The following is a 13,588-nucleotide window of genomic DNA, read 5'->3' as shown; positions in this document are numbered from 1 at the left end:
GGATTTTAGCGGTTTCGGCACACGACGACCCACATGACACGGAACACTGACACCGGCGACGAGAGTGGCGACGCGGTCACGGACGGCGGCGTCGCCGAGGAGCGCGGCGGGTCCGGGTTCAGTCCGATCGACGCGCTGAACGAGCGCTTCGGCAGCGACTTCGTCGAGTCCTCGCAGTTCTGGCTGCCGCCGTTCCTGCTGGTCGGCCTCTTCGTCTACGGGGCGATCATCTGGAACCTCCTGATCTCGCTGACGGACTTCAGCGGCTTCGGGACCCCGAACTACGGCGACCTGGACCTCGAGATGTACAGCCGCGCGCTGGCCGACAGCGGGTTCGTCGACGCCGCGATCAACACCTTCATCCTGCTCGTCGGGTTCACCCTAGTGACGCTCGCGATCGGGCTCGGACTGGCGATCCTGATAGACCGGAACATCCGGTTCGAGAACACGTTCCGGACGATCTACCTGTTGCCGATGAGCCTCTCGTTCGTGGTCACCGCCCAGTTCTGGGCGTGGATGTTCAACTTCAACAACGGGGTCATCAACATCGTCATCACGTCGCTCGGCTTCGGCCGAGTCAACTGGATCGGCAACCCAGACATCGTCCTCTGGGCGGTGATGTTCGCGCTGATGTGGCAGTTCGCGGGGTACGCGATGGTCGTGTTCCTCGCGGGCCTGCGGGCCATCCCGAACGAGCACTACGAGGCGGCGAAGGTGGACGGCGCCTCGACGGCGCGGATGTACTGGCGCGTGATCATCCCGCAGCTGAAGGGGTCGACCATCAGCGCCTCGGTCGTCCTGATGGTGTTCGCGCTGAAGGCGTTCGACTTCCTCTACTCGCTCGTCGGCGGCTACCGACCGCCCAACGGGTCCGACATCCTCGCGACGAAGATGGTCCGCGAGGCGTACGCGAACCTGAACTGGGCGTACGCGTCGGCGATCGCCATCACCCTGTTCGTGATGACGCTCGGGATCGTCGGCCCGTACCTCTACTACCAGTACAACCGGGGGAACCTATGAACGACGACGCACGAACGGACGGCGGCACGGCATCGGCGACGGACTCCGGCGCGTCCGCGGGGCCGCTCGCGGAGGTCGACGGGTACCGGGTCCTCCTGTACCTCGGGCTCCTCGGGATCCTGGCGTTCTTCATGATCCCGATCGAGTCCGGGCTCGTCACCTCGTTCAAGACGTCGAGCGGCGTCACCGGGTCGCTCCCGTTCGCGCCGCCCACGGGGAGCACGTTCACCTTAGAGAAATGGCGCACGGCGTTCGACGCGCTCGGACGCGGCCTGATAAACAGCGCGCTGTACGCCATCCCGGCGACCGTCATCTCGGCGCTGCTCGGGAGCTTCGCGGCGTACGGCCTCACGCAGTCGGACTGGAAACAGCGGTACAAGGCGCCGGTCCTCGCGCTGTTCGTCGCGGGGATCTTCATCCCGTACCAGGCGGTGCTGGTGCCGCTCTCGCAGTTCTGGTCGATGATCCCGCTCCAGGACGCCCTCGGCTTCCTGTGGGCGCTCGGGATCAACAACGACTACACCGGGATATTCGAACTGATCGTCACGCACGTGGCCTACGGGCTCCCGATCTGTACGGTCCTGTTCAGGTCGTACTACAAGAACATGAGCGAGGAGATGATCGAGGCCGCGCGGCTGGACGGCGCGTCCATCCGCCGGATCTACCGCCGCATCGTGCTCCCGCTCTCGGGACCGATGTTCGCGGTGGTCCTGATCTACCAGTTCACGCAGATCTGGAACGACCTCCTGTTCACCCTCGTGTTGGTCCAGACCGAATCCAGCGCGGCGGCGCCGATCGTGTTGATCCTCGCCGGGCTGGGCACGTCGCTCGAAGGACAAGACTTCGCGCTCCGCATGGCGGGCGCGTTCATCGCCGCCCTCCCGACGCTCGCGGTCTACATCGCGTTCGGCGAGGAGTTCGCCGAGGGGGTGGCGACATGAACGGCGCCGCTCGCGGGCAGCAATCCATGACTCGACAGCAACCACGCAGCCGACCGAAGGTATCGCTCTCAAACCGCCGCGCCGTTCCGCGGGGGCGATAGCATGGGGACGCTCGAACTCGACGGCGTGAGCAAGGTGTTCCCGGACGGGGACGGCGAGGTCGTCGCCGTCGACGACGTCGACATCGAGATGCGCGACGGCGAGTTCCTCGTCGTGGTCGGCCCCTCGGGCTGCGGGAAGTCGACCACCCTCCGGATGGTCGCGGGGCTGGAGACGGTGACCAACGGCGAGATCCGACTCGCCGGGAGCGTCATCAACGACGTGAAACCCCAGCACCGCGACATCGCGATGGTGTTCCAGTCGTACGCGCTGTACCCGCACATGACGGTACAGGAGAACATGGCGTTCGGACTGGAGGAGTCGACGGACCTCTCGGACGACGAGATCGAGACGCGCGTCACCGACGCCGCGGGGACGATGGGGATCGGCGAGCTGCTGGACCGGAAACCGTCGGACCTCTCCGGCGGCCAGCAGCAGCGGGTCGCGCTCGGGCGGGCGATCGTCCGCGACCCCGAGGTGTTCCTCATGGACGAGCCGCTCAGCAACCTCGACGCCAAGCTCCGCTCGGAGATGCGGACGGAGCTCCAGCGGCTCCAGGCCGAACTGGACGTGACGACGATGTACGTCACGCACGACCAGACCGAAGCGATGACCATGGGCGACCGGATCGCGATCCTCAACGCCGGCGAGCTCCAGCAGGTCGCGACGCCGCTGGAGTGTTACCATGAGCCGGCCAACCGGTTCGTCGCCGGGTTCATCGGGGAGCCGTCGATGAACTTCTTCGATGTCGAGCGCGACGCCGACACCCTCCTCGGCGACGCCTTCGACTACCCGCTCTCCGAGCCCACCCTCGGCGACGTCGGCGACATCACCGACCTCACGCTCGGGATCCGGCCCGAGGACATCTCGCTGGCCGACGACCCGACCGGCGAGCACACCTTCTCGACGGTGGTCGAGGTCGTCGAGCCGATGGGCGACGAGAACACCGTCTACCTGCGGTTCGAGGACGCGCCGGAGGGCGAGACGTTCATCGCGACCGTCGGCGGCCTCCAGCAGATCTCGGTCGGCGACGAGGTCCACGTGGAGATCCCCGAGGAGACGATCCACCTCTTCGACGGGACCACCGGCGACGCGGTCCACAACCGCGAGATCGACGAGTAGTTCCGGAGGTCTCCCTCCGCGTCGGCGTCGACAGCTGTCCCGGCGCCGTCACTCCCGGATGCGGTCCACTTCTCGCCGGACGCTCTCTCGCACTCGGTCGGCGACGTCGCCGCCCGAGTCGGTGACGGTCTCGGCGTCTTCGGTCTCCAGGAGGCGGTCAAGCTTGCGCTCGAACTCCCGTTCGTCGATGTCGCCGCGCGCGTAGCGCTCGCGGAGGGCGTCGAGTGCGGGGTCGCCGGTGGCGTCCGCGCGGTCGTCGGCGTCGTCCTCGGGGACCGGCTTCGTGAGGACGTGGAAGACGGGCAGGACGATGACGAGCCCGAAGAACCACACGAGCGGGAGCCACCACCAGACCCCGGTGAGGAGCGGGGCGGCGACGCCGGCGCCGACGACGCAGAGGGCGAACACCCGCCGCCAGCGGTGGCGGGGGTTCCACGCGATCCGGCCGGGGAGTCCGGTCATGGTCGAGGCGACGCCGGCGAGGCCCAAAGCGGTTTCGTCGACCGACCTGGCGGCCGCGGCGGGGTCACTCCCGGTCGATCACGAGTCGGTCGCCGGGACCGACGCCGTGGCGCTCGCTCCACCCGCGCGGCACTTCGAGGACGTACCGCCCCGGCCCCTCGTAGCGGGTGAGCGGCGGCGACTCCGGCGCCGCCTCGTGGACCGTCGTGACGGTCCCGTCGGCGTCGGCGAAGACGATGTCGAGCGCGAACGCCATGTCGCGCATCACGTAGGCGCGCTCGGCCGTCTCGCCGTGGACGAACAGCATCCCCTCGCCGGCGGGGAGGTCGTCGGTCGCGGAGAGCCCGACGTAGCGTTTCACGAAGCCGTCGGCGACGCGGACCTCGACGGTCGCGAGCGTCTCGCCCGTCTCGCCGTCGACGGCCTCGACCGTGGCGGTGTCGTACCCGGTGATCAGGAGGGCCGGGTTCGCGGCGGCGGCGCCGACGGCGGCGAGGGCGATCAGCGCGAGCGCGGCCGCGACACCGACGAGGCGGCGATTCACGGTCGATCCTCGCGCCCGAGAAAGAAACCGTTTTCCGCTCCCGGCGGGTTCAGACGGGTGAGGGCTCGTGGTCTAGCTGGTTATGACGCGGCCTTTACAAGGCTGAGATCGGCGGTTCGAACCCGCCCGAGCCCATTTCTGGGACGAACGAAGTGAGTCACAGAAATGTACCCGAGGGCGGTCGAACCCTGAAAGACGCAGCGTCGAGCGAAGCGAGACGACCGTCTTTCTTCGGTTCGAACCCGCCCGAGCCCATTTCTGGGACGAACGAAGTGAGTCACAGAAATGTACCCGAGGGCGGTCGAACCCTGAAAGACGCAGCGTCGAGCGAAGCGAGACGACCGTCTTTCTTCGGTTCGAACCCGCCCGAGCCCACGATCGGCGCCGCGAACAATTCGTGAGCAACGCCGCTGTGACTGTTTGAGGACGGGTTCGAACCCGCCCGAGCCCACTGTTGCTGTCGCGAGCAAAACCGCGAGCGACAGCGAGGTGCGTGTCTGAGGGCGGGTTCGAAGCAGGGAACGGAGCGAGCGAAGCGAGCGGAGTGAGTGAGGTTCGAACCCGCCCGAGCCCACTATCGGCGCCGCGGACAGCGCCCGAGCCGGTCCGTCACAGGTCGGCCGCGTCGAACTTCAGGAGTCCGGCGAGCGGCGGGGCGAGCGTCCAGAACACCAACATCGCGGCCGCCGACAGCTGCTGGTTGGCGGTCTCGCCGCTGAACAGCCGCTCAGCGAGGAAGGCCCTCGACAGCGCCTCGACGGCGGTCGTCGGGTTCGAGGCCCGGAGGAACACGTCGACCTGCGTCGCGGACACTGGCAGGGCGTCGAGGGAGGGCCCGACGGCGCCGACGAGCTGGCCGGTGAGCGGGCCCCACAGCAGGACGAAGAGGACGTAGACCCCGACGCCGCCGATGAGCGCCCGCCGCTGGGTCGAGAACGCAGCCGAACAGCCGACGGAGATGGCGACGAACACGACGCCGAGCGCGGCCGCGAACACGGTGTAACCGAGGAACGCGCCGGCGTTGAACACGACCGGCGCCGCGATCAACACCAGCGCAGGCAGCAGGAACCCGGCGAACACCGCGAGCGCGAGCGCCGCGCCGCGCCCGGCGACCTTGCCTAAGACCACGTCGGCCCGCGAGTGCGGCAGCGACAGGAGCAGCTTCAGCGAGCCGGACTCGCGCTCGCCGCTCACGGCGTTGTAGCCGACGACGACCCCGACGAGCGGGATCAGCGTCGTGACGAGGAAGCGGCCGACGAAGGCGCTCAACAGTAGCTCCGTGGCGAACTGCTCGCTCTCGCCGGTGGGCCGCACCGCGTACGCGAACGCCGCGACGAGCAGCGAGAACAGCACCACCAGCGCGATCATGCCGCGGGACCGGACGGTCTCGCGGAAGTCCTTCCGAGCGACGGCGGCGAGGCTCATCGGTCCACCTCCTCGGTCGCCGGACCGTCCTCGGGCGTCGGGTCGGGATCGGCCGTCGAGTCGGGATCGGCCGTCGAGTCGGAATCGGCCGCCGAGTCGGGATCGGCCGCCGAGTCGGCGGCGGCGGGTCCCGAGTCGGTCCCGTCGGGCGCCGAACCGGCCGCGTCGCCCTCGGTGTACGCCAAGAAGAGGTCCTCCAGCGAGGCCTCGCGGGTGTGGAAGTCGTCGACCGCGACCCCAGCGTCTTCCAGCGCCGCGATGACCCCCGTCTTCGCCTCGCTGGCGCAGTTCACCACCAGTTCGTCGCCGTCGCGGGAGACCCCGGAGACGCCGGCGACGGCGCGGACCGCCGCGACCGCGTCCCCGTCGGCGCCCGCGGCCGCGACTTCGAGCGTCTCCTCGCCGCCGACGGCCTCGCGGAGCCCCTCGACGGAGTCCTCGGCGACGAGTTCGCCGTCGCGGAGGATGCCGACGCGGTCGCAGACGGCGTCGACCTGTTCGAGGATGTGCGAGGAGAAGAAGACGGTGGCGCCGCGCTCGGCCTCGGCGCGGACGATCTCGCGCATCTCCTTCGCGCCGGCCGGGTCGAGGCCGGACGATGGCTCGTCGAGGATCAGCAGGTCTGGATCGCCGACGAGCGCCATCGCGAGGGCGAGCCGCTGGCGCATCCCCTTCGAGTACTCGCCGGCGGCGCGGTCGGCGGCGTCCGCGAGGCCGACGCGGTCGAGCAGCGCGTCCGGGTCGTCGGCGGCGTCCTTCGACTCGACGGCGAACTCGACGTGTTTTCGCCCGGAGAGCCGGTCGTACACCGAGAAGCCGTCCGGGAGCACGCCCGTCCGCCGCCGGATCTCGACGCCGTCCGTCGCGACCTCTGCGCCGAGCACGCGGACCGTCCCCGCGGTCGGGCGGACGAGGTCGAGGAGCATGTCGATCGTCGTGGACTTGCCCGCGCCGTTCGGCCCGAGGAACCCGTACACCTCGCCGTCTTCGACGGTGAGATCGAGGTCGCGAACGGCCGTGACCTCGTCGAACCGCTTGGTCACGCCCCGTAGCTCGATGGCGGTCATGCCTTCCGGTTCCGGCGTGAGTTGATAAAGGGTTGCGGGTCGGGGCGAGCGTCGCGCGGGCGTCGCGGCGCTCACGCGTCGCCTGCGGGCGGCCACGCCACGCCGCGCTCGGCGAGCAGGTCGGCGAACGCGTCCTCGTCGAGGACGGGGACGCCCTCGGCGTCGGCGTCGTCGCGCTTCGACCGACCCGGGCTCTCGCCCGCGACGAGGTAGTCGGTGTTCCCGGAGACGCTGGACGTGGCGTTCGCGCCGTGCGCCTCGACGTGCGCCTGCGCGTCGCCGCGGGGCACCGACAGCGACCCGGTGAACACGAAGGTGAGCCCGTCGAGCGCGTCGGTCGGGCCGGAGGCCGCGTCGGTCTCGAACGGCTCGGGGTCGACCCCGCGCTCGCGGAGCCCCGCGATCGCCGCGCGGTTCTCCTCGCGGTCGAGGAAAGACCGGATCGAGGCGGCCACCTCGGGGCCGACGTCGTCCACCTCGCGGAGCGCGTCCTCGTCCGCGTTGAGGAGCGCGTCGAGCGTCCCGAAGTGCGCGGCGAGCGCCCGGGCCGTCGTCGCGCCCACGTCCGGGATCCCGAGCCCGGCGAGGAAGTCGTCGAGGGGCGGGTTCCGCGTCGCGTCCAGTTCGGCGATCAGGTTCTCTGCGCTCCTCGAACCCCACCCCTCCAGTTCGGCGAGCTCCGCGGCGGTCAGGTCGTACAGGTCCGGCAGCGACTCGACGAGGCCGGCCTCGCGGAGCTGCTCGACGCGCTCCGGGCCGAGCCCCTCCACGTCGAGCGCGTCGCGGCGCGCCCAGTGCTCGACCGCGCGCTCCAGCTGCGCCGGACAGCCGAGCCCGCCGGTACAGAACGCGAGCGGGCCGTCGCGCTCGACCGCGGCCCCGCAGACCGGACACTCGTCGGGGAACTCGTAGGTCCCCTCGCTGCGCTTCTCGACGACCTCCGGGACGTAGGGGATCACGTCGCCGGCGCGGTAGATCCGGACGCGGTCGCCGACGTTCACGCCGAGGGCCTCGATCTCGGCGGGGTTGTGGAGCGTCGCGCGCGAGACGGTGACGCCGCCGACGTCGACGGGGTCCAGCTCGGCGACGGGCGTGAGCCGGCCGGTTCGGCCCACCTGGACCGTCACCCCTTCGACGGCCGTCGTCGCGGTCCGCGGCGGGAACTTGTGCGCGAACGCCCAGCGCGGCGCGCGCGACGTGCTCCCGAGCGCCTCGCGGTGCGCGAGGGCGTCGACCTTGATCACGACGCCGTCGACCGCGTAGTTCAGGTCGTCGCGGGCGTCGAGGACCGCGTCGCGGTACTCGATCGCGGCCTCGACATCGTCGACGACCTCGACCCGGTCGTTCCGGCGGAGCCCGAGCGACCTGAACGCGTCGAGCGCGTCGCGGTGGCGCGCGGGGCGCTCCGGGCCGTCCTCGCCCGCCTCCCACGCGAGCACGTCGAAGAAGAAGACGTCGAGGGGGCGCTCGGCGACGACCGCGGGGTCGAGCTGGCGGAGCGTGCCGGCGGCGGCGTTGCGCGGGTTCGCGAACGGCTCCTCGCCGCGCTCGATCAGCTCCTCGTTGTACGCCTCGAAGGCGTCGCGGGGCATGTAGACCTCCCCCCGAACGGCGAGCCGGGCGGGGCGGTCGTCGCCGCGCAGGCGGCCGGGGACGGAGGGGATCGTCCGGACCTGCTCGGTGACGTCGTCGCCCTCGCGGCCGTCGCCGCGGGTGGCCGCGCGGACGTACTCGCCGTCCTCGTAGATCACCTCGATCGAGAGCCCGTCGAACTTCGGCTCGCAGACGTACGCGAGGTCGGCGGGGTCGAAATCGGTGAGGTCGCCGGCCTCGGCGGCGTCCGCGAGCCCCCCGCGGACGCGCTCGTCGAACTCGCGGACGGCCGCCGCGTCGGTCGCGTTGTCGATGGAGCGCATCGGCGCGACGTGCTCGACGGTCGCCAGTTCCTCGAGGGGCTCGCCGCCGACCCGCCGGGTCGGGGAGCCCTCCGTCGGGAGGTCGAAGGCGGCTTCGAGCTCCTCCAGCCGGGCGAACAGCGCGTCGTACGCCGCGTCCGAGATCAGGGGGTCGGCCGCGACGTAGTACCGGTGGTCGTGCTCGCGCACCGCCGCGCGGAGCAGTTCGGCCTGCTCTGCCGCCTCGTCGGCGGAGAGGTCGTCGACCGGGTCGAAGTCGGTCGGCGGGTCCTCGACGTACGGGTTCTCGGCCGGGTCCGCGTGCCGGGTCGACGGAGTCGTCATCGACCGGATATGGGGCCGACTCGGGGTAAAAATGCCCGTTCCGGCGGCGGTGGGTGAGCGGGCGGTCCGGGGTCGGCCTCGGTCAGGCGACGCGGTCGCCGCGCGCGAACACGGCCGCGGGGTCCTGCCACGCCGTCACGTCCTCGGTCGGGTCGGCGTCGAGGACGACCAGGTCCGCCGCGTACCCCTCCGCGACGCGGCCGACGTCGTCGAGGCCGAGCAGGTCGGCCGCGTTGACCGTGGCGGCTTCGAGCGCCCGTTCCGGCGAGAGCCCGTAGTCGACCATGTACGCCAATTCCTGCGGGATGTCGGCGAAGAAGTTGAACGGCGTGCCGGCGTCGGTCCCCATCGCGATGGGAACGTCGGCCGCCAGGGCGTGGTCCCACGCGTCGTCGAAGCGGTCCACGGCGTCCTCGGCCTTCGCGACCGCGTCCTCGGGGATGCCGGCCTCCACGCCGTGGTCGGCGATGCCGCGGAGCGCGCTCGCGGTCGGGACCCAGTAGGTGCCGCGCTCGGCCATCATCTCGGCGGCCTCGCGGTCCATGAACGTCCCGTGTTCGACGCTGGAGATGCCGGCCTCGACGGCGTTTTTGATCCCCTCCTCGCCGTGGGCGTGGGCCGCGGTCGGCGTGTCGGTCGGCGCCGCCGCGTCGGTGAACGCGGCCAGCTCCTCGGGGGTCAGCTCCGGCGCGCCGGTCACCGCGCCCTCGGTGAGGACGCCGCCGGTGGCCATACACTTGAGCACGTCCGCGCCGGCCTTCAGCTGCTCGCGGGCCGCCTTCCGCACCTCGGCGGGGCCGTCCGCCTCGCGGCCGAACCAGTTCCCGTGGCCGCCGGTCATGATCACGTTGCGGCCGCACGCGAGGACGCGCGGGCCGTCGATCTCGCCCGCGGCGACCGCCTCGCCCGCGTCGAGCGCGAGCGTCCCGCGGCTGCCGAGGTCCCGGACGGTGGTGACGCCGGCCGAGAGGGCGGCGTCGAGGTTGCCCGCGGCCCGGTAGCTCGCGGTGTAGTCGCTCTCGGAGACCGCGGTCGAGACGTCCGGGCGGCCGTCCATCATCACGTGGACGTGCGCGTCGATCAGCCCGGGCGCGACCACGCGGCCGCTCGCGTCGACGCGTTCGAGGTCCGCGTCCGGAACGTCGTCGACCGCGCGCTCGACCGCCTCGGAGTCGCCGACCGCCGCGATATCGCCGTCCACGACCGCCACGTCGGCCAGCCGCGTTCCCTCTGCGTCCGCGACTCGACCCCCGGTGAACAGGTGTGCGCCGCTTTGTGTCATGCCGATCAGAGAGGGAGACGCGAAGGTAAAGGGTCGGGTCGCGGTAGGAGGGGCGGACGGTGCCCGGGACGCCGACCGCGTCAGGTCGCCGCCAAGAGCTTCAGCCGCAGGTCGCGCTCGTCGACCTCGTACTTGAACGCCGGGGTGCCGTCGACGAGGACGTACGGGACGCGCTCGCCGTACTCGTCGGCGAGCTCGGGGTCGGCGTCCACGTCGACCACGTCGAGGGCGACCGTCACGCCGTCGAGGTCGGCCGCGACCGACTCGATCGCCTCGCGGGCGACGACGCACAGCGAGCAGTCCTCGCGGGTGTAGAGGGTGACCGGGACGGTCGTCGCGTCCGCGGCGTCCTCGCGTCCGGCCGGGTCGCCGGCGTCGTCCCCGCTCACGGCTCGCCGTCGTCGAAGAGCAGCTCCTCGGCGACCGTCGCGGCGCCCAGCAGGTCGGGGTCGACCGCGAGGTCGGCGACCGTCGCGACGAACTCCGGCAGCGACCGGCTCGCGTAGGTGACGACGCGGACCTCGGGGTTCAGCTCCTTGGCGACCGGGATGCCGGTCGCCTCCTCGACGTCGGTGAGGACGAAGTAGGCGGCGTCGGCGACGCCGGCGTCCTCGAGCTTCGGCGCCGTGACGAGCCCCTCGACCCGACGGACCTCGACGCCGAGCGCGGCGAGCTCCTCGCCGAGGCCGTGCCGGTCGGGGCCGGCGACGACCGCGAGTCGGCCCTCTGTGCGGCCGCCGTCGGGGCGGGCGGGGGTCCCCGCCATCACTCGTACTCGATCGTCGCGGGCGGCTTGTGGGTCACGTCGTACACCACGCGCGCCACGTTCTCGTTCTCGCCGGTGATCCGGCTCTGGATCCGCTGGAGCGTGCTCCAGTCCAGCTCCTGTGCCCGGGCGGTCATCCCGTCGCGGCTCTCGACGGAGCGCACCGCGACCACCCAGCCGTGGACCCGATTGTCGCCCTTGACCCCCGTCGCCTTGCCGAGGACCGCGGCGAACGCCTGCCACGGGTCGTACTCCGCCAGTTCCTCCTCGACGACGTGGGTCGCCTCGCGGGCGACCGCGGCCTTCTCGGGCGTGACCTCGCCGACGATCCGGACCGCGAGACCGGGCCCGGGGAACGGCATTCGCTCGGAGATGATCGCTTCGAGGCCGAGCGCGCGGGCGACTTCGCGGACCTCGTCCTTGTAGAGGTCGCGCACGGGCTCGACGATCCCCTCGAAGTCGACGACCTCGGGGAGCCCGCCGACGTTGTGGTGCGACTTGATGTTCCCCTCCGACTCGATGCGGTCGGGGTAGATCGTCCCCTGGACGAGGTAGTCGGCGTCCACGTCGCGCGCGACCGTCTCGAACTCGTCGATGAACCCCTCGCCGATGACGTGGCGCTTCTCCTCGGGGTCGGTGACGCCCGCGAGCCGGTCGAAGAAGCGGTCCTGCGCCTCGATCACTCGCAGCGACTCCATAAACTCGAACGTGTCGCGGATCTCGTCGGTCTCGCCCTTCCGCATCAGCCCCGTGTCGACGTAGACGGGGGTGAGCTGGTCGCCGACCGCCTCGTACGCGAGCGTCGCCGCGACCGAGGAGTCGACCCCGCCGGACAGGGCGATCACGGCGTTCGCGTCGCCGATCGCCTCCCGGATCTCCGCTTTCGCCTCCGCGATGAAGTCTTCCGTCTCGACCATCTATAGCCTCACGTCCGCGTTCCGCTCGGTTGTGTCCGTCGATCCCAGCGCCGCCTCGACGAGGGAGACGAACGGCGGGCTCGCGCGGTCCGGACGCGACCGGAACTCGGGGTGCGCCTGCGTGCCGAAGAAGAACGGGTGGTCGGCGCGTTCGAGGATCTCCATCCGGTTGTCCGCGCGGCCGGAGAAGACGAGGCCGTCGGCCTCCAGGGCGTCGATGTACTCGGGGTTCACCTCGTAGCGGTGGCGGTGGCGCTCCGTACAGGCGTCGGCGCCGTACACCTCGGCCGCGAGGGTGTCGGGCTCGATGTCGGTCTCGTGGGCGCCGAGCCGCATCGTCCCGCCCATGTCCTCCGTCTCGTACTGCTCGGGGAGGAGGTCGATGACGGGGTGGGGCGTGTCGGGGTCGATCTCCGCGGAGTGGGCGCCGTCGAGCCCGAGGACGTGCCGCGCGTGTTCGACGACGGCCATCTGGAAGCCCAGGCAGAGCCCGAGGAACGGCACGTCGTTCTCGCGTGCGTAGCGGACCGCCTCGATCTTCCCGTCGGTGCCGCGGGAGCCGAACCCGCCGGGGACGACGACCGCGTCGGCCGTCGCGAGCCGCTGCTCGTGTTCCGCCCGCGTCTCGTCGGCGTCGACCCACAGCACGTTCACCTCGGTGCCGGTCTGGATGCCGGCGTGCTTCAGCGCCTCGTGGATCGACATGTAGGCGTCTTCGAGGGCGTACTTGCCGACGAGCGCCACGTCGATCTCCTCGTCGCGGTCGCGGGTGACGAGGTCCCGCCACTCGGTCGAGCGCTCCGCCTTCGGGAACGCCTCGTCGGCGAGGCCGAGCCGCTCCATCACGTACTCGTCTAACCCCTCGTCTTCGACCATCAGCGGGACGTGATAGATGTCCTCCACGTCGGGGTTCGAGAAGACGGCGTCCGTGGGCACGTCGCAGAACAGGGCGATCTTCTCTTTGGTCTCCGGGTCGAGCCGGTCCTCGGAGCGCCCGACGAGGACGTCCGGCTGGAGCCCGATCGAGCGCAGTTCCTTCACGGAGTGCTGGGTCGGCTTCGTCTTCTGCTCGCCGTTCTTCGAGTACGGGACCAGGGTGACGTGCGTGAAGAGGATGTCCTCGTCGTCCTCCTCGTGGGCGAACTGACGGAGCGCCTCGAGGAACGGCATCGACTCGATGTCGCCGACGGTCCCGCCGATCTCGACGAGGCAGACGTCGGAGCCCTCGGCGGCCTCGCGGATCCGCCGCTTGATGTCGTCGGTGACGTGCGGGATGATCTGGACCGTCTTCCCGAGGTAGTCGCCGGCGCGCTCGCGCTCGATGACGTGCTCGTACGTCTTCCCCGTGGTGACGTTGTGGTCGAACGTCATGTCGGTGCCGAGGAAGCGCTCGTAGTTGCCCAGGTCGAGGTCGACCTCGCCGCCGTCCTTGAGCACGTACACCTCGCCGTGCTCGTACGGGTTCATCGTCCCGGCGTCGACGTTGAGGTACGGGTCCACCTTGACGGCGGTCACGTCGAAGCCCGCGTTGGCGAGAAGGCGCCCGGTGCTGGCGGCCGTGATGCCCTTGCCCAGCCCGGACATCACTCCGCCCGTGACGAACACGAACTTCCGACCCAGCGAGGGGTCGTACCCCGTGTCGGGATCTGCTGGCATATCGACCGTCCGGCAGGCCGGGGCAAAACCGTTTCGGACCCCGCGTT

13 protein-coding genes and 1 tRNA gene are annotated in these 13,588 nt (G+C 70.8%); 4 read left to right on the top strand and 10 right to left on the bottom strand.

The annotated features are described in order from the left end of the window. The first annotated feature begins 33 nt into the window (after positions 1 to 33). The 3 genes from AMR74_RS02175 (at position 34) to AMR74_RS02165 (ending at position 3,182) form a co-directional block, all read left to right on the top strand. A complete protein-coding gene (locus AMR74_RS02175; RefSeq protein ID WP_053770420.1) occupies positions 34 to 1,020 on the top strand; it encodes a carbohydrate ABC transporter permease in 987 nt (328 codons plus the stop codon). After that, positions 1,017 to 1,961 (top strand): carbohydrate ABC transporter permease, encoded by a 945-nt coding sequence (locus AMR74_RS02170; protein WP_053770419.1) that lies wholly within the window; start codon positions 1,017 to 1,019, stop codon positions 1,959 to 1,961. Before AMR74_RS02175 ends, AMR74_RS02170 begins: the two co-directional genes overlap by 4 nt. Before the next feature lie 102 nt (positions 1,962 to 2,063). Next, entirely contained in the window at positions 2,064 to 3,182 is a 1,119-nt protein-coding gene (locus tag AMR74_RS02165) for an ABC transporter ATP-binding protein (RefSeq protein ID WP_053770418.1), read from the top strand. Between the two features lie 48 nt (positions 3,183 to 3,230). On the opposite strand, the gene AMR74_RS02160 is transcribed toward AMR74_RS02165, so the two are convergent. After that, on the bottom strand, positions 3,231 to 3,644 hold the full coding sequence (locus tag AMR74_RS02160) for an SHOCT domain-containing protein (protein ID WP_053770417.1): 414 nt from the start codon (positions 3,642 to 3,644) through the stop codon (positions 3,231 to 3,233). A 64-nt stretch (positions 3,645 to 3,708) separates the two neighbouring features. Beyond that, entirely contained in the window at positions 3,709 to 4,188 is a 480-nt protein-coding gene (locus tag AMR74_RS02155) for a DUF192 domain-containing protein (protein ID WP_053770416.1), read from the bottom strand. Positions 4,189 to 4,249: 61 nt separating this feature from the next. Here AMR74_RS02155 and AMR74_RS02150 point away from each other — a divergent pair. Next, positions 4,250 to 4,323, top strand: a tRNA-Val gene (locus tag AMR74_RS02150). Between the two features lie 474 nt (positions 4,324 to 4,797). On the opposite strand, the gene AMR74_RS02145 is transcribed toward AMR74_RS02150, so the two are convergent. From AMR74_RS02145 to AMR74_RS02110, 8 genes are all read right to left on the bottom strand, one after another. Then, complete coding sequence (locus AMR74_RS02145; protein WP_053770415.1) at positions 4,798 to 5,613, bottom strand: ABC transporter permease; 816 nt, start codon at positions 5,611 to 5,613, stop codon at positions 4,798 to 4,800. After that, entirely contained in the window at positions 5,610 to 6,680 is a 1,071-nt protein-coding gene (locus AMR74_RS02140) for an ABC transporter ATP-binding protein (protein WP_053770414.1), read from the bottom strand. Before AMR74_RS02140 ends, AMR74_RS02145 begins: the two co-directional genes overlap by 4 nt. 71 nt (positions 6,681 to 6,751) lie before the next feature. After that, positions 6,752 to 8,920, bottom strand: coding sequence for an NAD-dependent DNA ligase LigA (gene ligA / locus AMR74_RS02135; RefSeq protein ID WP_053770413.1), 2,169 nt, complete (start codon positions 8,918 to 8,920; stop codon positions 6,752 to 6,754). An 82-nt stretch (positions 8,921 to 9,002) separates the two neighbouring features. Beyond that, the gene (locus tag AMR74_RS02130; protein WP_053770412.1) at positions 9,003 to 10,202 is read right to left on the bottom strand and encodes a metal-dependent hydrolase family protein; all 1,200 of its coding nucleotides are present in this window, start codon (positions 10,200 to 10,202) and stop codon (positions 9,003 to 9,005) included. Between the two features lie 80 nt (positions 10,203 to 10,282). Continuing rightward, positions 10,283 to 10,591 (bottom strand): glutaredoxin family protein, encoded by a 309-nt coding sequence (locus AMR74_RS02125; protein ID WP_053770411.1) that lies wholly within the window; start codon positions 10,589 to 10,591, stop codon positions 10,283 to 10,285. Then, positions 10,588 to 10,968 (bottom strand): DUF7126 family protein, encoded by a 381-nt coding sequence (locus AMR74_RS02120; protein WP_053770410.1) that lies wholly within the window; start codon positions 10,966 to 10,968, stop codon positions 10,588 to 10,590. The genes AMR74_RS02125 and AMR74_RS02120 overlap by 4 nt, the downstream gene beginning before the upstream one ends. Then, positions 10,968 to 11,885, bottom strand: coding sequence for a glutamine-hydrolyzing GMP synthase (guaA, locus tag AMR74_RS02115; protein ID WP_053770409.1), 918 nt, complete (start codon positions 11,883 to 11,885; stop codon positions 10,968 to 10,970). The genes AMR74_RS02120 and guaA overlap by 1 nt, the downstream gene beginning before the upstream one ends. Next, positions 11,886 to 13,541, bottom strand: a complete 1,656-nt coding sequence (locus AMR74_RS02110; RefSeq protein WP_053770408.1) for a CTP synthase — start codon at positions 13,539 to 13,541, stop codon at positions 11,886 to 11,888. Between the last annotated feature and the right edge of the window lie 47 nt (positions 13,542 to 13,588).

Origin of the sequence: Halorubrum tropicale (assembly GCF_001280455.1) — an archaeon.
Classification (GTDB): Archaea; Halobacteriota; Halobacteria; order Halobacteriales; family Haloferacaceae; genus Halorubrum; species Halorubrum tropicale.
The sequence above is the reverse complement of the archived record's forward strand: the minus strand, read 5'-3'. Positions and strand labels throughout refer to the sequence as shown.

Coding starts and splice junctions, on each gene's coding strand:
- AMR74_RS02175 (WP_053770420.1), top strand. CDS start 34: ATGACACGGAACACTGACACCGGCGACGAGAGTGGCGACGCGGTCACG.
- AMR74_RS02170 (WP_053770419.1), top strand. CDS start 1,017: ATGAACGACGACGCACGAACGGACGGCGGCACGGCATCGGCGACGGAC.
- AMR74_RS02165 (WP_053770418.1), top strand. CDS start 2,064: ATGGGGACGCTCGAACTCGACGGCGTGAGCAAGGTGTTCCCGGACGGG.
- AMR74_RS02160 (WP_053770417.1), bottom strand. CDS start 3,644: ATGACCGGACTCCCCGGCCGGATCGCGTGGAACCCCCGCCACCGCTGG.
- AMR74_RS02145 (WP_053770415.1), bottom strand. CDS start 5,613: ATGAGCCTCGCCGCCGTCGCTCGGAAGGACTTCCGCGAGACCGTCCGG.
- AMR74_RS02140 (WP_053770414.1), bottom strand. CDS start 6,680: ATGACCGCCATCGAGCTACGGGGCGTGACCAAGCGGTTCGACGAGGTC.
- ligA (WP_053770413.1), bottom strand. CDS start 8,920: ATGACGACTCCGTCGACCCGGCACGCGGACCCGGCCGAGAACCCGTAC.
- AMR74_RS02130 (WP_053770412.1), bottom strand. CDS start 10,202: ATGACACAAAGCGGCGCACACCTGTTCACCGGGGGTCGAGTCGCGGAC.
- AMR74_RS02120 (WP_053770410.1), bottom strand. CDS start 10,968: ATGGCGGGGACCCCCGCCCGCCCCGACGGCGGCCGCACAGAGGGCCGA.
- guaA (WP_053770409.1), bottom strand. CDS start 11,885: ATGGTCGAGACGGAAGACTTCATCGCGGAGGCGAAAGCGGAGATCCGG.
- AMR74_RS02110 (WP_053770408.1), bottom strand. CDS start 13,541: ATGCCAGCAGATCCCGACACGGGGTACGACCCCTCGCTGGGTCGGAAG.